14 protein-coding genes are annotated in these 19,747 nt (G+C 68.2%); 8 read left to right on the top strand and 6 right to left on the bottom strand.

The window, feature by feature from the left end:
- Nucleotides 1-150: 150 nt before the first annotated feature.
- Together ACFYO0_RS21850 and ACFYO0_RS21845 are read right to left on the bottom strand one after the other, a co-directional pair.
- Nucleotides 151-1,029: a phosphatase PAP2 family protein gene (locus tag ACFYO0_RS21850; protein WP_388678349.1), complete on the bottom strand. Its 879-nt coding sequence runs from the start codon at nucleotides 1,027-1,029 to the stop codon at nucleotides 151-153.
- Nucleotides 1,030-1,137: 108 nt separating this feature from the next.
- Nucleotides 1,138-2,172: a LacI family DNA-binding transcriptional regulator gene (locus ACFYO0_RS21845; protein ID WP_388678347.1), complete on the bottom strand. Its 1,035-nt coding sequence runs from the start codon at nucleotides 2,170-2,172 to the stop codon at nucleotides 1,138-1,140.
- 381 nt (nucleotides 2,173-2,553) lie between these two features.
- On the opposite strand from ACFYO0_RS21845, the gene ACFYO0_RS21840 reads away from it, so the two are divergent.
- From ACFYO0_RS21840 to ACFYO0_RS21825, 4 genes are all read left to right on the top strand, one after another.
- Nucleotides 2,554-3,828 (top strand): extracellular solute-binding protein, encoded by a 1,275-nt coding sequence (locus tag ACFYO0_RS21840; protein ID WP_388678344.1) that lies wholly within the window; start codon nucleotides 2,554-2,556, stop codon nucleotides 3,826-3,828.
- 111 nt (nucleotides 3,829-3,939) lie between these two features.
- The gene (locus tag ACFYO0_RS21835; protein WP_388678341.1) at nucleotides 3,940-4,944 is read left to right on the top strand and encodes a carbohydrate ABC transporter permease; all 1,005 of its coding nucleotides are present in this window, start codon (nucleotides 3,940-3,942) and stop codon (nucleotides 4,942-4,944) included.
- 13 nt (nucleotides 4,945-4,957) lie between these two features.
- The gene (locus ACFYO0_RS21830; RefSeq protein ID WP_388678339.1) at nucleotides 4,958-5,866 is read left to right on the top strand and encodes a sugar ABC transporter permease; all 909 of its coding nucleotides are present in this window, start codon (nucleotides 4,958-4,960) and stop codon (nucleotides 5,864-5,866) included.
- Nucleotides 5,867-6,107: 241 nt separating this feature from the next.
- Nucleotides 6,108-7,802, top strand: coding sequence for a glycoside hydrolase family 13 protein (locus tag ACFYO0_RS21825; protein ID WP_388678336.1), 1,695 nt, complete (start codon nucleotides 6,108-6,110; stop codon nucleotides 7,800-7,802).
- A 114-nt stretch (nucleotides 7,803-7,916) separates the two neighbouring features.
- Here the strand turns inward: ACFYO0_RS21825 and ACFYO0_RS21820 are convergent, their stop codons facing one another.
- Nucleotides 7,917-8,792 (bottom strand): NAD(P)-dependent oxidoreductase, encoded by an 876-nt coding sequence (locus tag ACFYO0_RS21820; protein ID WP_388678334.1) that lies wholly within the window; start codon nucleotides 8,790-8,792, stop codon nucleotides 7,917-7,919.
- A gap of 133 nt (nucleotides 8,793-8,925) precedes the next feature.
- Between ACFYO0_RS21820 and ACFYO0_RS21815 the strand changes: the two genes are divergently transcribed.
- A complete protein-coding gene (locus tag ACFYO0_RS21815; RefSeq protein ID WP_388678331.1) occupies nucleotides 8,926-9,309 on the top strand; it encodes a winged helix-turn-helix transcriptional regulator in 384 nt (127 codons plus the stop codon).
- A gap of 75 nt (nucleotides 9,310-9,384) precedes the next feature.
- The gene (locus ACFYO0_RS21810; protein WP_388678328.1) at nucleotides 9,385-10,458 is read left to right on the top strand and encodes a hypothetical protein; all 1,074 of its coding nucleotides are present in this window, start codon (nucleotides 9,385-9,387) and stop codon (nucleotides 10,456-10,458) included.
- Nucleotides 10,459-10,663: 205 nt separating this feature from the next.
- Here ACFYO0_RS21810 and ACFYO0_RS21805 read toward each other — a convergent pair whose 3' ends face one another.
- On the bottom strand, nucleotides 10,664-11,374 hold the full coding sequence (locus tag ACFYO0_RS21805) for a hypothetical protein (protein ID WP_388678326.1): 711 nt from the start codon (nucleotides 11,372-11,374) through the stop codon (nucleotides 10,664-10,666).
- Nucleotides 11,375-11,609: 235 nt separating this feature from the next.
- Between ACFYO0_RS21805 and ACFYO0_RS21800 the strand changes: the two genes are divergently transcribed.
- Entirely contained in the window at nucleotides 11,610-12,986 is a 1,377-nt protein-coding gene (locus ACFYO0_RS21800; protein ID WP_388678324.1) for an alpha-amylase family protein, read from the top strand.
- A gap of 91 nt (nucleotides 12,987-13,077) precedes the next feature.
- On the opposite strand, the gene ACFYO0_RS21795 is transcribed toward ACFYO0_RS21800, so the two are convergent.
- Together ACFYO0_RS21795 and ACFYO0_RS21790 are read right to left on the bottom strand one after the other, a co-directional pair.
- Nucleotides 13,078-13,620 carry a TetR/AcrR family transcriptional regulator gene (locus tag ACFYO0_RS21795; RefSeq protein WP_388678321.1) on the bottom strand — a complete coding sequence of 181 codons (543 nt, stop codon included), beginning with the start codon at nucleotides 13,618-13,620 and terminating at the stop codon, nucleotides 13,078-13,080.
- 13 nt (nucleotides 13,621-13,633) lie between these two features.
- On the bottom strand, nucleotides 13,634-14,215 hold the full coding sequence (locus ACFYO0_RS21790) for a sugar O-acetyltransferase (RefSeq protein ID WP_388678318.1): 582 nt from the start codon (nucleotides 14,213-14,215) through the stop codon (nucleotides 13,634-13,636).
- Between the two features lie 191 nt (nucleotides 14,216-14,406).
- Here ACFYO0_RS21790 and pulA point away from each other — a divergent pair, with 191 nt between their 5' ends.
- On the top strand, nucleotides 14,407-19,743 hold the full coding sequence (pulA, locus tag ACFYO0_RS21785; protein WP_388678315.1) for a pullulanase-type alpha-1,6-glucosidase: 5,337 nt from the start codon (nucleotides 14,407-14,409) through the stop codon (nucleotides 19,741-19,743).
- Nucleotides 19,744-19,747 lie beyond the last annotated feature (4 nt).

Raw genomic sequence — 19,747 nt, 5'->3', positions numbered from 1 at the left:
GGCTTCCTGTCCTCCACGACCACGACCGTCCCCCTCACCGGTCACCCCCGGGCGGCCACGCGCGTGCGAGCCGAATGGGTTCCTTCCGAGGGTGGCGAGGCCGTTCAGGCCGATAAGGGGGGTCCGGGGGCGCAGCCCCAGGGATGGGACTCAGGTTCTGGTCGCCAGGAGCCGAGGCTCCTTGCCGCGGTTAGGTGTCGGTACCAGTCGCGGCAACCCGTACGGCAGTACCCCGTACCAGACCCACGCCACCGCGAAGCCGAACGCCAGGCACAGCAGACCGCCCACCGCGTCCAGCCAGAAGTGGTTGGCCGTGGCGACGATGACCACCAGCGTGGCCGTGGGGTAGAGGAGGCCGAGGACCCGGACCCAGGGGACGGAGGCGAGGGCGAAGATCGTCAGGCCGGACCAGACGGACCAGCCGATGTGCATGGAGGGCATCGCGGCGTACTGGTTCGACATGTTCTTCAGGTCACCGGACGCCATGGAGCCCCAGGTCTGGTGGACGACGACCGTGTCGATGAAGTCGCTGCCGTTCATCAGGCGGGGTGGCGCCAGCGGATACAGGTAGTAGCCGACGAGGGCGACACCCGTGGTCGCGAACAGCACCATACGGGTCGCCGCATAGCGGCCGGGATGGCTACGGAAGAGCCACACCAGGACACCGAGCGTGACGATGAAGTGCAGTGTCGCGTAGTAGTAGTTCATGCCGATGATGAGCCAGGTCACCGAGTTCACGGCGTGGTTGACCGTCTCCTCGACGGCGATCCCGAGGTGATGCTCCACCTTCCAGATCCAGTCGGCGTTGCGCAGCGCCTCGGCCTTCTGCTCAGGAACGGCATTGCGGATGAGTGAGTACGTCCAGTAACTCACCGCGATCAGCAGGATTTCGAACCAGAGGCGGGGACGACGGGGCGCACGCAGCCGGCGCAGGAAGTCCTGGCCCGCGCGGCCCTCGACCTCGTCCGCGACGGTCCTCGGACCGGCCTGCTGAAGGCCTTCCAGAGTCGTCACCGTCGTCTCACCCATGGGTGAAGAGTCTGCCAGAGAATCCGTCCCCCACCGATCATCCGTCCGTCGGGTCCTGCTCGCATGTTCTACGCCTGAGGGACCCGTGGACGCCGCGTTTTCTACTGCCTAGGGACGATTCCGTTCCCCAGGGGACGAAGCGGTCGAACCCCGTACCACCAGCTCCGGCATGAACACGAACTCACTGTGGGGAGCCGGTGTCCCCCCGATCTCCTCCAGCAACGTCCGCACGGCCGCCTGTCCCATGGCCGGCACCGGCTTGCGGATCGTGGTGAGCGGCGGGTCGGTGAACGCTATGAGCGGGGAGTCGTCGAAGCCGACCACCGAGATGTCCCGCGGAACCTCCAGGCCGCGCTGACGCGCCGCCCGGATCGCACCGAGCGCCATCATGTCGCTCGCGCAGACGACGGCCGTGCACGCGCGGTCGATCAGAGCGGTGGCCGCGGCCTGGCCGCCCTCCAGGGTGTAGAGCGAGTGCTGCACCAGCCGCTGCTCGACGTCGTCCGTACTCAGGCCCAGCAGGTCCTGCATCGTCCGCACGAAGCCCTCGATCTTCCGCTGTACCGGCACGAACCGCTTCGGGCCGAGCGCGAGCCCGATGTTGGTATGACCCAGCGAGACGAGGTGGGTGACGGCGAGAGCCATCGCCGCGCGGTCGTCCGGCGAGATGAACGGGGCCTGGACCTTCGGCGAGAAACCGTCGACGAGGACGAACGGGACGCCCTGGCCGCGCAGCCGCTCGTAGCGCTGCATGTCCGCGGAGGTGTCGGCGTGCAGCCCCGAGACGAAGATGATCCCGGCGACACCCCGGTCGACGAGCATCTCCGTCAGCTCGTCCTCGGTGGAGCCGCCCGGAGTCTGCGTCGCGAGGACCGGCGTGTAGCCCTGGCGGGTCAGGGCCTGGCCGATGACCTGGGCCAGCGCCGGGAATATCGGGTTCTCCAGCTCCGGCGTGATCAGGCCGACCAGACCCTCGCTGCGCTGCCGCAGCCGTACCGGGCGTTCGTAGCCGAGGACGTCCAGTGCGGCCAGTACGGACTGGCGGGTGGTGGCGGCGACGCCCGGCTTCCCGTTCAGGACGCGGCTGACGGTCGCTTCGCTCACCCCCGCCTGGGCTGCGATGTCGGCAAGCCGTGTGGTCACAGGGGTGGACTGTACCGGCCGGATGTCGCCGTGCACACCGATCCGGCGTGGTGGGCGACCTGGTGACCGCCCCGGTCCGGGCTGCTGGGTCATCGCGCTCCCTGATGAAAGTGACGGCAAGGCCTTGCAGAGTCTTGCATAGGCGCTACGGGCTGCTCTACGTCCGTAAACAAGCGTCTCACGCCGGTCGCTCCTGGGTCACGTCCGGATAACTTCGAAGATCTCTTGCATTTTTTTGCTGCAAGCTCTTTCGTAACGCTTGCAGCGCTGTTACGTTCGGCGTCGCCCGGCGGCGGCAGCGACGCAGTCCGCGAGTCGGCGGCGAGCGGCGGACGGGGCCGCTCTCAAAACCACACGGGCTTTCACCCTCAAGGAGAACTCATGCGGCGTGGCATAGCGGCCACCGCGCTGGTGGCGTCCCTCGCCCTCACGGCGACGGCCTGCGGCGGCAGTGACAGCGGCAGCGGCGAGTCGGACGGCCCCCTCACCATCACCTGGTGGGACACCTCCAACGCCACCAATGAGGCACCCACGTACCAGGCCCTGGTCAAGGAATTCGAGAAGGCCAACCCTGACATCAAGGTCGACTACGTCAACGTGCCCTTCGACCAGGCGCAGAACAAGTTCGACACCGCCGCCGGAGCCAAGGGCGCCCCGGACATCCTGCGCTCCGAGGTCGGCTGGACCCCCGCCTTCGCCAAGAAGGGCTTCTTCCTGCCGCTGGACGGCACCGAGGCCCTCGCGGACCAGGACAAGTTCCAGTCCAGCCTGGTGGAGCAGGCCAAGTACGACGGCAAGACGTACGGCGTCCCCCTGGTCACCGACACGCTCGCACTGGTCTACAACAAGGACCTCTTCAAGCAGGCCGGCATCAGCAAGCCGCCCGCCACCTGGGACGACCTGAAGAAGGCCGCCGCCACCATCAAGGACAAGACCGGCGTCGACGGCTACTGGGGCTCCACCCAGGCCTACTACGCGCAGTCCTTCCTCTACGGCGAGGGCGCCGACACGGTGGACGCCGACGCCAAGAAGGTCACCGTGAAGTCGCCGGCCGCGGTCAAGGGCTACAAGACCTGGAAGAGCCTCTTCGACGGCAAGGGTCTGCACAAGGCCGACACCACCGCCGACGCGTACGCCCATATCCAGGAGGCGTTCGTCAGCGGCAAGGTCGCCTCGATCATCCAGGGCCCCTGGGAGATCACGAACTTCTACAAGGGCTCGGCCTTCAAGGACAAGGCCAACCTCGGCATCGCCACCGTCCCGGCCGGCTCCACCGGCAAGGCGGGCGCCCCGACCGGCGGCCACAACCTCTCCGTGTACGCCGGCTCGGACCAGGCGCACCAGGAGGCCTCGCTGAAGTTCCTGAAGTTCATGACCTCGGCGAAGTCCCAGGAGACGATCGCCCTCAAGAACTCCACGCTGCCGACCCGCGAGGACGCCTACACCGCCGAGGTCAAGGCCGACCCGGGCATCGCCGGCTACCAGGCCGTGCTCCCCGCCGCCCAGCCGCGCCCGGCGCTGCCCGAGTACAGCTCCCTGTGGACCCCGCTCGACACCGAACTCAACGAGGTCGCCGGCGGCAAGAAGTCCCTCGACGAGGGCCTGAGCAGCGCTCAGACCGCGATCGCCAAGCTGGTCCCGGACTTCAGCAAGTGACTCCGCGTGGCCGTCGGGTCCCCCTGATCTCGGGGGAGGGACCCGACGGCCACCGGCCTGCCGTCACCCGGCTCACCCCAGATCCGCAGATCTCCACGAAGGTTGTCGACCATGACAGTCGCCATCGACCGCGCGACCGGCAAGCGCCGCGGTGAGCGAGCCCCGCGCCCCGGGCCACTGAGGCGCCTCAGGCACAGCTACCAGAAGTACTGGTACGCGTACGCGATGATCACGCCCGTGGTCATCGTGCTCGGTGTCCTCGTGCTCTACCCCCTGGGGTACGGCCTCTACCTGTCGCTCACCGACGCCAACAGCCTCAACACGGCCCGCACGATCGGCGTCAACGAGATCGAGGCGACGTACAAGTTCATCGGCCTCGACAACTACGCCGACCTCCTGTGGGGCGAGACCGCCTACGACCGCTTCTGGTCGCACTTCATCTGGACGATCGTCTGGACGGCCGCCTGCGTCGCCCTGCACTACTCCATCGGCCTCGGCCTGGCGCTCCTGCTCAACCAGAAGCTGCGCGGACGGACGCTCTACCGGCTCATCCTGGTCCTGCCGTGGGCCGTGCCCACCTTCGTCACCGTCTTCGGCTGGCGCTTCATGCTCGCCGACAGCGGTGTCATCAACTCGGCCCTCGACGCGCTGCACCTGCCGACGCCGCTGTGGCTGGAGGACACCTTCTGGCAGCGGTTCGCCGCGATCATGGTCAACACCTGGTGCGGTGTGCCGTTCATGATGGTCTCGCTGCTCGGCGGACTGCAGTCGATCGACTCGGCGCTGTACGAGGCCGCCGAGATGGACGGCGCCGGCGCCTGGCAGCGGTTCCGGTACGTCACCCTGCCGGGCCTGAGGTCCGTCAGCTCCACCGTCGTACTCCTCGGCGTCATCTGGACCTTCAACCAGTTCGCCATCATCTTCCTGCTGTTCGGCAACACCGCCCCGGACGTCGACATCCTCGTGACCTGGGCGTACTACCTGGGCTTCGGCCAGCAGCCACGCGACTACGCGCAGTCGGCGGCGTACGGCATCCTGCTCCTCTCCATCCTGATCGTCTTCACCTCCGTCTACCGCCGCTGGCTGAACCGCAACGATCCGCAGCTCGCGATCTGAGGCAGGAGTCCCCATGAGCACCACGACCCTTCCGACCACCTCAGCGGCGGATCAGGCCCCGGACGCGGTTCGGCCGCGCAAGGCCCGCCGCCGCGGCGAGCGCGGCCTCGGTGCCTCCCTCGCCTCGCACGGCATCCTGATCGTCGCGAGCCTGATCGCGCTCTTCCCGATCGCCTGGCTGGTCTTCCTGTCCCTCGGCCCGGACAAGGACGACTACCTCCACCCCGGGCGCATCTTCGGGAAGATGACCTTCGACAACTACGTCTTCGTGCTCCAGGAGACGAAGTTCTTCGACTGGCTGACGAGCACGCTCGTCGTCTCACTCGGTACGACGCTCATCGGCGTGCTGGTCGCGGCGACGACCGGTTACGCGGTCTCGCGGATGCGCTTCCCGGGCTACAAGAAGTTCATGTGGGTGCTGCTGGTGACCCAGATGTTCCCGATCGCCGTACTGATCGTGCCCATGTACCAGATTCTGTCGGAACTGCAGCTCATCGACAGTTACCTTGGCCTGGTCCTCGTCTACTGCTCGACGGCCGTGCCGTACTGCGCCTGGCTGCTCAAGGGCTACTTCGACACGATCCCGTTCGAGATCGACGAGGCCGGGCGCGTCGACGGGCTGACCCCCTTCGGCACGTTCGCACGGCTGATCCTGCCGCTGGCCAAACCGGGCCTGGCGGTCGCCGCGTTCTACAGCTTCATCACGGCGTTCGGCGAGGTCGCCTTCGCCTCGACGTTCATGCTGTCCGACACGAAGTACACCTTCGCCGTCGGCCTGCAGAGCTTCGTCAGCGAGCATGACGCACAGCGCCACTACATGGCCGCGACGGCCGTGCTGATCGCCGTGCCCGTCTCCGCTTTCTTCTACCTTGTTCAGAAGAACCTGGTAACCGGTCTCACCGCGGGCGGCACAAAGGGCTGACCGTCCCTGCCGTACGGCTCCCGCGCGCACACCGCGCGGGTGGCGGCCGCGGTGCCTGTCCGACCCCGCCGGCACCGCGGCCGTCTCACATCCGTGACCCGGAAAACTCCGAGACTTCTGTAAACCGCCGAAAACCTGAAAGCGCCACAATTCCGTAGAACGGTGAATCCGCAGCCCCGTGAATCCGTAGACGCATCGACAGACCTCAGTGAACCGAACCCAGTTACGCATCAAGGACGCCATGAGCCAGCACTCCACTGACCCGGCCCCGGCCCCCGCCTCGACGTCGGCTCTCGCCACTGTCGCCAGACACCGCGACTGGTGGCGGGACGCGGTGATCTACCAGGTCTATCCGCGCAGCTTCGCCGACAGCAACGGCGACGGCATGGGCGACCTGGAGGGCGTACGTTCCCGACTCCCGTATCTGCGAGACCTCGGCGTCGACGCCGTGTGGCTCAGCCCCTTCTACGCCTCGCCGCAGGCCGACGCCGGCTACGACGTCGCGGACTACCGGGCCGTCGACCCCATGTTCGGCAATCTGCTCGACGCGGACGCACTGATCCGCGACGCCCATGCGCTGGGTCTGAGGATCATCGTCGACCTGGTGCCCAACCACTCCTCCGACCAGCACGAGTGGTTCAAACGCGCACTCGCCGAAGGGCCGGGCTCCCCGCTGCGGGACCGCTACCACTTCCGCCCCGGCAAGGGCGCGAGCGGTGAACTCCCGCCCAACGACTGGGAGTCCATCTTCGGCGGGCCCGCCTGGACGCGGGTCACCGAGCCGGACGGCACTCCCGGCGAGTGGTACCTGCACCTCTTCGCGCCCGAGCAGCCCGACTTCAACTGGGACCACCCGGCCGTCGGCGACGAGTTCCGCTCCATCCTGCGGTTCTGGCTCGACATGGGCGTCGACGGCTTCCGTATCGATGTCGCCCATGGACTGGTGAAGGCCGAGGGGCTGCCGGACCTGGGCACGCACGAGCAGGTGAAGCTGCTGGGCAACGATGTCATGCCGTTCTTCGACCAGGACGGCGTGCACGCCATCTATCGGCAGTGGCGCACCGTGCTCGACGAGTACGCGGGCGCCCGCATCTTCGTCGCCGAGGCGTGGACCCCGACCATCGAGCGCACGGCCGACTACGTACGCTCCGACGAACTGCACCAGGCCTTCAACTTCCAGTACCTGAGCACCCATTGGGACGCGGCCGAGCTGCGCGCGTGCATCGACCGCACCCTCGACGCGATGCGCCCGGTGGGCGCCCCGGCCACCTGGGTGCTGTCCAACCACGATGTGACCCGGCACGCGACCCGGTTCGCCAACCCGGCCGGGCTCGGCACCCAGATCCGTACCGCCGGCGACCGCGACCTGGGCCTGCGCCGGGCACGGGCGGCGACCCTGCTGATGCTGGCGCTGCCCGGATCGGCGTACATCTACCAGGGGGAGGAGCTGGGCCTGCCGGACGTCGTCGACCTGGCGGACGAGGTGCGCCAGGACCCCGCGTACTTCCGGGGCGAGGGCCAGGACGGCTTCCGTGACGGCTGCCGGGTGCCGATTCCGTGGTCCCGTACGGGATCGTCGTACGGGTTCGGCGCCGGCGGCAGCTGGCTGCCGCAGCCGGCCGAGTGGGCCGAGCTGAGCATCGAGGCGCAGACCGGGGCCGACGGCTCCACACTGGAGCTGTACCGCTCCGCGCTCGCCGTACGGCGCGAGCAGTCCGACCTCGGCGCCGGTGACCGGGTCGAGTGGCTGAAGGCCCCCGAGGGCGTCCTCGCCTTCCGCCGCGGGGAGTTCGCCTGCACGGCGAACACCGGGAGCGACGCGGTGACCGTACCGGCGTACGGCCGAGTCCTGCTCACCAGCGGCGAGGTGACCGTCACGGACGAGGGCGAGGCGAAGCTGCCGGCGGACACGACGGTGTGGTGGACGACGGCCTGACAGTCCGCTTCGTTCGTCAAAGGCCGGTTGTCCCGGCAGCCGCCCGGCGTCGACTTTCAGGGCCCGCCGCCCCGGTTCCGGGGCGGCGGCGCACGGCCCGGTCCGTGTGGGCTGTCAGCCGGGTTGCCGGATGCTCTCGAAGATCCGGGCGAAGCCCTCCTCTCCATGGCCCGCGTCGATCTGGCGTTGGATGAGCCGCTGGACCGTGGTCACCACCTCGGTGCTGATGCCCTGTTCGGAACTGGCGGCCAGGATGTCGCCGAGGTTGGAGAACTCGAGGCTCTGTTGCCCTTCGACGGTGTAGTCCCCGCCGTCGATGACTGCGGCGAATTCCTGGAAGGCGCTGGTCGTGACGGTCAGCCAGGGCGCTGCCATGGCGGCGAACTCGCCCGCCGTCACGCCGGCCGGCGCGACCATGGCGGCGCCGTGCATGAATCCGGCGAACATGACGTACATGCCCGAGAGCAGGGCGAGGTCGTACAGGGGCGCCAGCCCGGCATCCTCGCCGAAGTAGGTACTGGTTCCCCAGAGGTCGAGCAGCGGCTTGTGCTGATGGAACACCTCGGCCGACCCGCTGTAGAGGACCGATGCCCCCGGCCGGCCGATCATCTGCGGTACGGCCATGATGCCGCCGTCCAGGTACGCGACCCCGGCACGGGCGGCCCAGGCGGCCAGCTCCCGAGACTGGGCCGGGGATGTCGTGGTGACGTTGATCAGGGTTCTCCCGGCCAGTTCATCGGAGAGCGGATCGAGTACTTCATGGACCGAGGCGTGGTCCAGCAGACATACGATCACCAGCCGGCCGGCACGGACGGCGTCGCCGGACGTGGTGGCGGCTTTGGCGCCCCGCGTGACGAGGCCGTCCGCTTTTCCGGGTGAGCGGTTCCAGACCGTTGTCGCGTACCCGGCCTTCACCAGAGCGCCCGCGAGGACGCTCCCCATCGCCCCCAGCCCGAGAACGCTCACCTGAACGTCGCTGTTCGTTGTCACTTCGCGGTTCCCCTCGTGTTCTGCGGCTCGTCGGCTCTTCGGCTCGATCCTCTCCGCCGCCGCTAGAGTTGACCAGTACGGACTAATTAGTCGGGTACTCACCTTTTGGTAAGTGCCTCTGAGGAGGAACGGGATGGCAGTGTCAGCACGACGAGGTCCCTACTTCTGCGGCATCGACGCGGCGATGGACGTGGTCGCCGGCAAGTGGAAGTCACTGATCCTCTGGGAGTTGCACCACTACGGGACCCGCCGGTTCGCCGAACTGCGCCGCGGCCTGCCGGGCGTCAGCGAGAAGATGCTGGTTCAGCATCTGCGGGAGATGGAAGAAGACGGGCTCGTGCATCGTGAGGTGTACCGCGAGGTGCCACCGAAGGTCGAGTACTCCCTGACAGAGCACGGCATCTCCCTCAACGCCGCCCTGGCCCCCCTGGGGAGTTGGGGCACCGAACGCATACGGCGGATCGGGGCCGACAAAGTCAAAGTCTCGGTCGATGACGACGCGACAGTTCGGCGATAGGGACACCGGAACCGCGCACGGCGCACTGAGCGACTTCAACAGTGCACTTCAACAGTGCATCGGACGGCCTGAGACATGGGGGACGCACAGGTGAGTGAGGCCGTGTACGCGGAACAGTCCTGGAATCCGCTGGCCAGGACAGTCGAAGTGACCGAGGGCGGGCTGAAGGTGGGGAGCAGGACGACTCCGGTGGCCGAGTTGCATGTGGCGGCCATGGCGGAGGCGTATCTGCGCGGGCAATGGCTCGGCGGCGGTGGCTCCGAGCGGCCGTTCGCGCATTTCGCCTCCGGCACAGGAATCGTGCCGGTCACGCGTATCACCGGATCCACGAAACCGGTGAAGGCGCGCCGGGCCGCCGAATTCGCCCAGGTCCTTGGGGACATGGCGGTACATCATGCCGGTGGCCCGGCGGCGGTCGCCGCGCTCGCCGACCGGGCGCGGGCGGAGGGCGTGCCCCTGTGGATGGCACGGCGTGTCGCCGACGGCCCGGGCGGGCCGGTCATAGTGGCGGTGGACCGGCGGTCCGTGCGCGTCGACGTCTGGTCGCCGTCGGCGCTCGCGGTACGGATCCGGGCCCCGCACGGAGTGTCGGCCGACCGCCGAGATCCCGGCCGAGGGCTGCTGCTGACGGTGGGCGAAACACCTGCCATGCTGGCCGCCACCTTCGCCGTGCGGAAGTCGAAGCGCCGCGTGGTCGTCGAGATCTCGCAGCGCCGCTGGGAGTTGACGCGCGAGAACGCGCGGTCCTCCCGCCTGACCTGCAACGGCCATCCCGTGGCCCTCCTCACTCGCCCCCGGCCCGGCGCGTTCGTGCCGGGCACGGTGCTCCTTCCTCTCGCGGACGTACGGCACGACAGCCCCGACCCGCTGGATGCCGTAATGGCCCACACCTTCGCGGTCGCCTTCGGCCTCGGCGACGCGACAGGCACGGTCCGCTTCCGCGCCCGCCGGGCCCCGTCCAGGGACGAGCCCGACTGGGACCAGCCCTGGTTCACCCACCTCGGCCCCGGCAGCGACGACAACGGCTCCAGCGGCGGCTCCGGGGACGGCTGGGATGCGGGCAGTGGCGGCGGCGACGGCGACGGCGGCGGTGGAGGCGACGGTGGCGGTGGAGGCGACGGCGGCGGCGGTGGGGGCGGCGGGGACTGAGTTGGCGAGTCCGCTGTAGGCAGGTAGGTGTCTGCGGGAATGTGACACTCGCGGTGGGAGGTGTCACATTCCGCGGACAACCTACTGCGGACCCGGCGCCGCACTTCGGGCCGCGGTGTGGAGTTGAAGTTCGGGCGAGCAATCCGGTTGCCCCGTAGCGCCGTTAGCGATTGACAGTGGCCGCCAACGGCGGCCCGGGCGCCGATCAGCCGTGCAGCCAGATCCGCAGCGGACCGACCGGCTCGAAGCCGTGGCGCACGGCGACCGCAAGGTCGTCGCCGTGTTCATAGCCGACCACCGGCAGGGTGGGGAACAGCCGGTGCACAGCACCCAGTACGACCGGCCAGGCCACGTCAGGGCCGCCGTCCAGCGAGAAGACGTTGGAGATTCCGGCCACCTGGTCGCTGCGGGTCGCCACCGCTCCGGCGACCACCTCGCCGTCCGCGGAGTACCCGGCGAGCACGAACGTCTCGGCGTCAGCGAGCAGTTGGGGCCGGAAGAGATCCACGTTTCCGTCCCCGTCGTCCCAGGCGAGCGCCCACGCCCGCAGAGCGTCCGGGTCCCCCGCCACGTCCCACGCGAGATCCGGCACGATGCCGGGCGCACCCGCCGGGCGGTGGATCCACTGCGCCTCGGACAGCACCCGGAAGCCGGCCTCGGTCAGGTCGAGGTCTGCGAAGCTGTCCTTGACGGAGGCGCCGGGCGCCATGGTGTCGATCCGGGCCACCAGCGCAGCCGGGTCGGCGCCCGACACCAGCGTCACAGCGTCGGGGTAGTACGGCGGCGTGCGGACCCGCGACGTCCATGCCTCATCCCCGGACTCGCCTGCCAAGCCGTGCGATCGGCTCATTGCTGCGCACCACTCGGCGTTGTTGCGCGCGGCGGCCTGGACGAGGAACTGCTTCGGCGTCGTCACGAGTGCGGATCATGGCCCGTCCCGCCCCGGCTCGTCGAACCGTTTTCCGTTGCCCACAGTGGTCAACGACCTTGAGCGTGAAGGGATTTCGCTCGGGTGACGAAGCCGTGTCCAGAGGGTTGACCCTTGAACAACAGGCTCGTACCGTCAGCTCCGCTGAAAGATTTCAGCTTTCTTGCAGCAAGAACCTTCAACGCCACATCCCATGGCGCCTTCAACGAAGAAGGACCCCCACATGGCCAAAAGAACCCTCTCCGGCGCCCTCACACTCGTGGCCGCCGCCGCTCTTGTCATGACCCCGACCGCGGCCCAGGCCTCCCCACCCGGCGCCAAGGACGTCACCGCCGTCCTCTTCGAGTGGAACTTCGACTCGATCGCCAAGGAGTGCACCAGCACACTCGGCCCGGCCGGGTACGGCTACGTCCAGGTCTCCCCGCCTGCCGAGCACATTCAGGGGGCGCAGTGGTGGACCTCGTACCAGCCCGTGAGCTACAGGATCGCCGGCCGGCTCGGCGACCGCACCGCCTTCCAGAACATGGTGAACACCTGCCACTCGGCCGGGGTCAAGGTCGTCGTTGACGCGGTCATCAACCACATGTCGGCAGACAGCGGCACCGGTACCGGCGGCTCGTCATACACGAAGTACGACTATCCCGGCCTGTACTCGTCGCCCGACTTCGACGACTGCACGAGCCGGATCAGCAACTACCAGGATCGCTGGCACGTCCAGCACTGCGAACTGGTCGGCCTCGCCGACCTGGACACAAACGAGTCGTACGTCCGCGGTGCCATCGCCGGCTACCTGAACGACCTGCTCTCACTCGGCGTCGACGGCTTCCGCATCGACGCGGCCAAGCACATGGACGCGGCCGACCTGGCGAACATCAAGTCCCGCCTGACGAACCCGTCCGTGTACTGGAAGCAGGAGGTCATCCACGGCAGTGGAGAAGCCGTCCAGCCGACGGAGTACACCGGCAACGGGGACGTCCAGGAGTTCCGATACGCGTACGACCTCAAGCGGGTCTTCAACAACGAGAACCTCGCCTATCTCAAGAACTACGGCGAGGGCTGGGGCTACCTGAGCAGTGGCGTCTCCGGTGTCTTCGTCGACAACCATGACACCGAGCGCAACGGCTCCACGCTCAGCTACAAGGACAACGCCGACTACACCCTGGCGAACGTCTTCATGCTGGCGTATCCCTACGGCGCGCCCGACATCAACTCCGGCTACGAGTTCTCGTCCACGGATGCGGGCCCGCCCAACGGCGGTACGGTCAACGCCTGTTGGCAGGACGGCTGGAAGTGCCAGCACGCCTGGCCGGAGATCAGGTCGATGGTCGCCTTCCGTAACGCGACCCGCGGTGAGTCCGTCAGCAACTGGTGGGACAACGGGGGCGACGCGATCGCCTTCGGGCGCGGCAGCAAGGGCTATGTCGCCATCAATCACGAGTCGAGCTCACTGAGCCGCACGTATCAGACGTCGCTCCCGGCGGGCACGTACTGCGACGTGCAGAGCAACACGACCGTCACGGTGAACAGTTCGGGACAGTTCACGGCCACCCTCGGCTCCAACACGGCCCTGGCGATCCACGCGGGCAAGTCCAGCTGCTGAACACCAAGCTGACGCCGGCCGACGCCGGCCGTCCCTCCGGGCCCGTGGGGTGCGGTGTCAGGGCTGCTCCCCACGGGCTGCTGGGTGCCGCCTACGGGGCAGTGATGCGGTCGACGGCCCGTCGTGTCAGTGCGCGGTCGTGGGGCGAGCCGGCCAGGGCGCGGTGCAGGGTCAGACCCTCGATCAGCGCGTCCAGTTGGCGGGCCGTGTCCGTGTCGAAGTGCTGTTCCAGCAGGTGGCGGCTGCGGTTCATCCAGTCCTGGGTCAGCTGACGGTATTCCGGCCGGCGGGCGGCAAGGGTGTAGAGCTCGTGGGCGAGAACGAGATCGCGGCGAGGCCCCTCGGAGAGGGTGTGGATGAGGTCGGTGACGGCTTCCCTGGCCTGCTCAGGGCTGTCTGCTCGGCTGAGGTGTTGCTCGAAGACGGCCACGATGTGGTCGGCGAAGCGTGTGAAGGCCTGGCGCAGCAGGTCGTCGATGCCGGTGAAGTGGTAGGTCATCGACCCGAGGGGCACCTGCGCCCGGGTGGCGATCTTGCGGTGGGAGACGCCGGCGACTCCCGCTTCGGTGATCAGGTCGAGGGTGGCGGCGAGGATCCGTTCGCGCCGCTGTGGATCGGTGTGTCCGGTGGCCATGAGGGATGTGCGGTCAGCAGTTGCGGACGGGGCGGGCGGGGTTGCCGACGGCGACGACGTTGGCGGGTATGTCCCTGGTGACGACTGCGCCGGCGCCGATGACGGCGTTGTCGCCGATGGTCACTCCCGGGCACACGATGACTCCGCCACCGAGCCATACGTTGTCACCGATGGTGATGGGGCGCGCGGCTTCGAGCTTGTCGCGCCGGGGTTCCGGCTCCACCGGATGGGTGGGAGTCAGGAGTTGGACGTTCGGGCCGATCTGGCAGTCCTCGCCGATGGTGATCCGTGCGACGTCCAGAGCGGTCAGGTTGTAGTTGACGAAGGTGCGGGCTCCGATGGTGATGTTGCTGCCGTAATCGACGTACAGCGGCGGCCGTACGTCGACGCCCCGGCCCACCGACGCGAGCAGGCCGGCCAGGAGGGGCCTGGCGCCGTCGGCGTCCCGGATGTAGGCGTCCTGGTAGTGGGCGGCCAGTTGCATCGCACGCTGTTGTCGCCGTGCGATCTCCGGGTCGTCGGCGATGTAGAGGTCGCCCGCGAGCATGCGTTCCAGGTTCGTGCGCGGGTCGTCAGCGAAGTAGTCCGTCGACATGCGTACGACCGTACCCTCCGGAACGTACGGACGTACACTCCGCTCTTGAAAGTTCTTGCTCCGAGTTTCAAGACTCTTGCTGTAAGGCTTTCGTCAGAGATACGGTCGCGCCTGCGCCCGGCGACGAAACCGTGCCGCGGCGCAGGGGTCGGAACCCGCAATCAAGCCGTAATCGCAAGGAGTTCACGCCTGTGATACCGAGATGGCCGGCGCCCCGCACGCGCCGTACCGCCCAGGTGAGACGGGTCGCGGCCGTCGCCGTGGCCGCGCTCGCCGCGGCGCTCGTTCAGCCCCTCGCCGCCCGGGCCGACACCCCGCCCTCTCCTCCGTCCGACGCGAAGCTCGCCGCCGAGCCCGCCCGGCACGACGCCACCCGCGAGCAGTTCTACTTCGTCCTGCCGGACCGTTTCGCCAATGGCGACACGAGCAACGACAGAGGCGGGCTTACCGGTTCGCGCTTCGCCACCGGCTACGACCCCACCGACAAGGGCTTCTACCAGGGCGGCGACCTCAAGGGCCTGACCCAGAAGCTCGACTACATCAAGGGCCTGGGCACCACCGCCATCTGGCTGGCGCCGATCTTCAAGAACCAGTCGGTGCAGGGGTCAGGGGACGACGTCTCGGCCGGGTATCACGGCTACTGGATCACCGACTTCACCCAGGTCGACCCGCACTTCGGCACGAACAAGGACCTTCAGACCCTGATCGACAAGGCCCACGGCAAGGGCATGAAGGTCTTCTTCGACGTCATCACCAACCACACCGCCGATGTCGTCGACTATGAGGAGAAGTCGTACGACTACCTCTCCAAGGGAGCCTTTCCGTACCTCACCGAGGACGGCGAGCCCTTCGACGACGCCGACTACGCGGACGGGACTGCCCGGTTCCCCTCCGTCGACGCCGGGTCCTTCCCGCGTACGCCCGTGGTGCCCGGCGCGAAGAAAAACGTCAAGGCCCCGTCGTGGCTCAACGACCCGACGATGTACCACAACCGCGGTGACTCGACCTTCGCCGGCGAGAGCTCCACACACGGCGACTTCTCCGGCCTCGACGATCTGTGGACCGAGCGCCCCGAGGTCGTCGGCGGTATGGAGAAGATCTACCAGCGGTGGGTGCGGGACTTCGACATCGACGGCTTCCGGATCGACACCGTGAAGCACGTCAACACGGAGTTCTGGACCCAGTGGGCCACCGCACTGGACGCGTACGCCGCCAGGCAAGGGCGGGACGACTTCTTCATGTTCGGCGAGGTGTACTCGTCGGACACGTCCATCACCTCGCGGTACGTCACCGAAGGCCGCCTCGATTCCACGCTGGACTTCCCCTTCCAGGACGCGGCACGCGCGTACGCCTCGCAAGGCGGCAGCGCGAAGCGGCTGGCCTCGGTCTTCGGGGACGACTACAAGTACACGACGGACAAGGCCAACGCGTACGAGCAGGTCACGTTCCTCGGTAACCACGACATGGGGCGCATCGGGACCTTCCTGAAGCAGGACAGCCCCGGGGCGTCCGACGCCGAGCTGCTGAAGAAGGACCGGTTCGCCAACGAACTGATGTTCCTCAGCCGTGGCAACCCCGTCGTCTACTACGGCGACGAGCAGGGCTTTACCGGCGCCGGCGGCGACAAGGACGCCCGTCAGACGCTGTTCGGCTCCAAGGTCGCGGACTACCTGGACGACGACCAGCTGGGCACGGACCGTACGCACGCGCAGGACGCCTATGACACAAGTGCACCGCTCTACCAGCAGATCACCGCTCTCGCAAAGCTCCGCAAGGCCAACCCGGCACTCGCGGACGGGGTCCAGACGGAGCGGTACGCCGCGGATGGCGCCGGGGTGTACGCCTTCTCGCGTACGGACGCGAAGACCGGTATCGAGTACGTGGTCGCCGTGAACAACGCGGAGGAGGCGAGGACGGCGACCTTCGCGACGGGATCGGCGAGCATGAAGTTCCGTGGGATCTACGGAACGTCGGATGCACTCACCAGCGATGCCGACAAGAAGGTCACGGTCACCGTCCCGGCCGGTTCCTCGGTCGTCCTCAAGGCGGCGGGCCGGCTCGACGCACCCGCCTCCAAGCCGGGCATCACGCTGAAGGCTCCTCCTGCGGGCGCCACCGGCACCGTGGAAGTCTCGGCGGACGTCGACGGCGGGCAGCTCAACCGCGTCGTCTTCGCCGTCCAGACCGGCAACGGCAGATGGCAGGTACTCGGCTCCGCCGATCACGCCCCTTACAAGGTCACCCACACGATCAAGGCGAGCGCGGGAACTCCCGTACGCTACAAGGCCGTTGCCGTCGACTCGGCGGGCCGTACCGCGAGCGATCGCGCCTCGACCACGGCGGGCAGGCCGCCGGCGGCGGAGGACCCGAGCGCCGTCGAGCGCGAGTACGCCGTCGTCCACTACCGGCGGACCGACGGCGACTACGACGGCTGGCAGCTCACGTCGGGTGACAGCGTGGCGGACTTCACCGGCCGCGACGGCTACGGCGCGTTCGCCTGGCTGAAGGTCCCTGAGGGCGCCGATGCCCTCTCGTACACCGTCGTCAAGGGCGACGGCGCCACGGACGGCCCGCAGCGCACCGTCCCGCTCGCCGACACCGGGGAGGTGTGGATCGAGCAGGGAGAGGACGGGCAGGCGACGACGGCACCGGACGGCGCTTACCCGCCGCAGGACAAGACCAAGGCCGTACTGCACTACCACCGCGCCGACGGTGACTACGAGGGCTGGGGTCTGCACACCTGGACCGGAGCCGCGAACCCCACGGACTGGTCGAAGCCCCTGGAACCGGTGAAGACTGACGCGTATGGCGCGGTCTTCGAGGTGCCGCTCGCAGCGGGTGCCGGCAGTCTCAGCTACATCGTCCACAAGGGCGACGAGAAGGACCTGCCCGCCGATCAGTCGTTGGACCTCAAGGCCAACGGCCACGAGGTGTGGCTGTTGAGCGGCCAGGAGAAATACCTGCTGCCGCAGCCCGTCGCCACCGGGCCCGACTACACCAAGGCCGAGGCGGTCTGGCTCGACGCGGACACGATCGCCTGGAACGGCGTCAGGTCGGCCGCTTCCACACAGCTGCTGTACTCCCGTGACGGCGACCTCTCCGACGCCCGCATGCTGCGGCTGCGGGGGAGCGAGCTCACCGAGGCGCAGAAGGGGAAGTTCCCGCACCTGGCGAAGTACACCGCCTGGTCGGTCGACCCACGCGACCGCGGCCGGGTCCGCGAGGCGCTGCGCGGACGCGTCGTCGCAACCCAACGAGCCGCCGACGGCGCCGTGGTGGCCGGAACGGGGGTGCAACTCGCGGGCGTACTCGATGATGTGTACGACGCGACGAAGGCGGGCCTCGGTCCGGTGTTCCGCAAGGGGAAGCCCGCGCTCTCCGTCTGGGCGCCCACGGCCCAGGACGTGTCATTGGAGATCGGCGAGAAGGTCGTGCCGATGGAGCGGGACGGTGACACCGGCGTCTGGTCGGTGACCGGTCCCAAGTCCTGGAAGAACAAGCCCTATCGGTACGTGGTCAAGGTCTGGGCGCCGACGGTCCAGAAGGTCGTCACCAACAAGGTCACCGACCCCTACTCACTCGCCCTGACCACCGACTCCGAGCGCAGCCTCGTCGTCGACCTCGCCGACAAGTCCCTTGCGCCCAGCGGCTGGTCGGGCCTGAGGAAGCCGAAGGCCGTCCCGCTGAAGGACGCCCGGATCCAGGAGCTGCACATCCGGGACTTCTCCGTCGAGGACAAGACGGCGAAGCGCCCCGGCACCTACCTTGCCTTCACCGACAAGGGCAGCGACGGCTCCCGGCACCTCAAGAAGCTTGCGGAGTCCGGGACTTCGTACGTCCATCTCCTGCCCGCCTTCGACATCGCCACGATCCCGGAGAAGAAGTCCGACCAGGCGACGCCCGGCTGCGACCTCGCCTCGTACCCGGCCGACTCCGACAAGCAGCAGGAGTGCGTGGCGAAGACCGCCGCGAAGGACGCGTACAACTGGGGCTACGACCCGTACCACTACACGGTGCCGGAGGGCTCGTACGCCACTGACCCCGAGGGTACGGACCGTACGGTCGAGTTCCGTCAGATGGTCAAGTCCCTGAACGAGGACGGGCTCCGGGTCGTCTTGGACGTGGTCTACAACCACACCGCCTCCAGCGGGCAGGCCGACACCTCCGTGCTCGACAAGATCGTGCCCGGCTACTACCAGCGGCTGCTCGCCGACGGCTCCGTTGCCACCTCCACCTGCTGCGCCAACACCGCACCCGAGAACGCCATGATGGGCAAGCTGGTGGTGGACTCGATCGTCACCTGGGCGAAGGAGTACAAGGTCGACGGCTTCCGCTTCGACCTGATGGGACACCACCCCAAGGCCAACATCCTCGCCGTACGCAAGGCACTCGACGCCCTCACCCTCGAGAAGGACGGCGTCGACGGCAAGGAGATCATCCTCTACGGCGAGGGGTGGAACTTCGGCGAGGTGGCCGACGACGCCCGCTTTGTGCAGGCCACGCAGAAGAACATGGCGGGCACCGGCATCGCGACCTTCTCCGACCGGGCCCGTGACGCGGTACGCGGCGGCGGCCCGTTCGACGAGGACCCGGGCGTCCAGGGCTTCGCCTCCGGTCTCTACAGCGACCCCAACTCCTCGGAGAACAACGGCACTTCGGACGAGCAGAAGGCCCGTCTGCTGCACTACCAGGACCTCATCAAGGTCGGCCTGTCCGGCAACCTCGCCGCCTACCGCTTCACCGACACCAGCGGCAAGGAGGTCAAGGGCTCCGAGGTCGACTACAACGGCGCACCCGCCGGTTACGCGGACGCGCCCGGCGACGCCCTCGCCTACGTGGACGCGCACGACAACGAGTCGCTGTTCGACGCGCTCGCCTTCAAGCTGCCGTCCTCGACGAGTGCGGCCGACCGCGCCCGTATGCAGGTCCTCGCCATGGCCACGGCCACTCTCTCGCAGGGCCCGGCGCTCTCCCAGGCCGGCACCGACCTGCTGCGCTCCAAGTCCCTCGACCGCAACTCCTACGACAGCGGCGACTGGTTCAACGCCATCCACTGGAACTGCGCCGACGGCAACGGCTTCGGGCGCGGGCTGCCGATGGCGGCCGACAACGCGACCAAGTGGCCGTACGCCAAGCCCCTGCTCGGCAGCGTCAAGGTCGGCTGCGAGCAGATCGACGGTGCCTCGGCGGCGTACCGGGAGCTGCTCAGGATCCGTACGACGGAGGGTGCCTTCTCCCTCGACACGGCGGACCAGGTGCAGTCGAAGCTGTCCTTCCCGCTGTCCGGGAAGGAGGAGACGCCCGGAGTGATCACCATGCGGCTCGGCGATCTGGTCGTCGTCTTCAACGCGACGCCCGACCGGCAGACCCAGCGAGTCGCGGCGCTCGCGGGGAGGGCGTACGCGCTGCATCCGGTGCAGGCCGCGGGCTCGGACCCGGTCGTCAAGGCTTCGTCGTACGAGACGGAGTCCGGTGCCTTCGCTGTCCCGGCGCGCAGCGTCGCGGTCTTCTCGCAGGCCACAGGCTAGGCTG

The organism is Streptomyces sp. NPDC006365 (assembly GCF_042870755.1).
Taxonomy (GTDB): domain Bacteria; phylum Actinomycetota; class Actinomycetes; order Streptomycetales; family Streptomycetaceae; genus Streptomyces; species Streptomyces xiangluensis.
Note: the sequence above shows the minus strand (reverse complement) of the source record. Positions and strands in the feature narration are given on the sequence as shown.

Bases quoted from the DNA above. Each gene is read 5' to 3' on its own strand.
- ACFYO0_RS21850 (WP_388678349.1), bottom strand. From the start codon at position 1,029: ATGGGTGAGACGACGGTGACGACTCTGGAAGGCCTTCAGCAGGCCGGT.
- ACFYO0_RS21840 (WP_388678344.1), top strand. From the start codon at position 2,554: ATGCGGCGTGGCATAGCGGCCACCGCGCTGGTGGCGTCCCTCGCCCTC.
- ACFYO0_RS21835 (WP_388678341.1), top strand. From the start codon at position 3,940: ATGACAGTCGCCATCGACCGCGCGACCGGCAAGCGCCGCGGTGAGCGA.
- ACFYO0_RS21830 (WP_388678339.1), top strand. From the start codon at position 4,958: ATGAGCACCACGACCCTTCCGACCACCTCAGCGGCGGATCAGGCCCCG.
- ACFYO0_RS21825 (WP_388678336.1), top strand. From the start codon at position 6,108: ATGAGCCAGCACTCCACTGACCCGGCCCCGGCCCCCGCCTCGACGTCG.
- ACFYO0_RS21815 (WP_388678331.1), top strand. From the start codon at position 8,926: ATGGCAGTGTCAGCACGACGAGGTCCCTACTTCTGCGGCATCGACGCG.
- ACFYO0_RS21810 (WP_388678328.1), top strand. From the start codon at position 9,385: ATGGGGGACGCACAGGTGAGTGAGGCCGTGTACGCGGAACAGTCCTGG.
- ACFYO0_RS21800 (WP_388678324.1), top strand. From the start codon at position 11,610: ATGGCCAAAAGAACCCTCTCCGGCGCCCTCACACTCGTGGCCGCCGCC.
- ACFYO0_RS21795 (WP_388678321.1), bottom strand. From the start codon at position 13,620: ATGGCCACCGGACACACCGATCCACAGCGGCGCGAACGGATCCTCGCC.
- ACFYO0_RS21790 (WP_388678318.1), bottom strand. From the start codon at position 14,215: ATGTCGACGGACTACTTCGCTGACGACCCGCGCACGAACCTGGAACGC.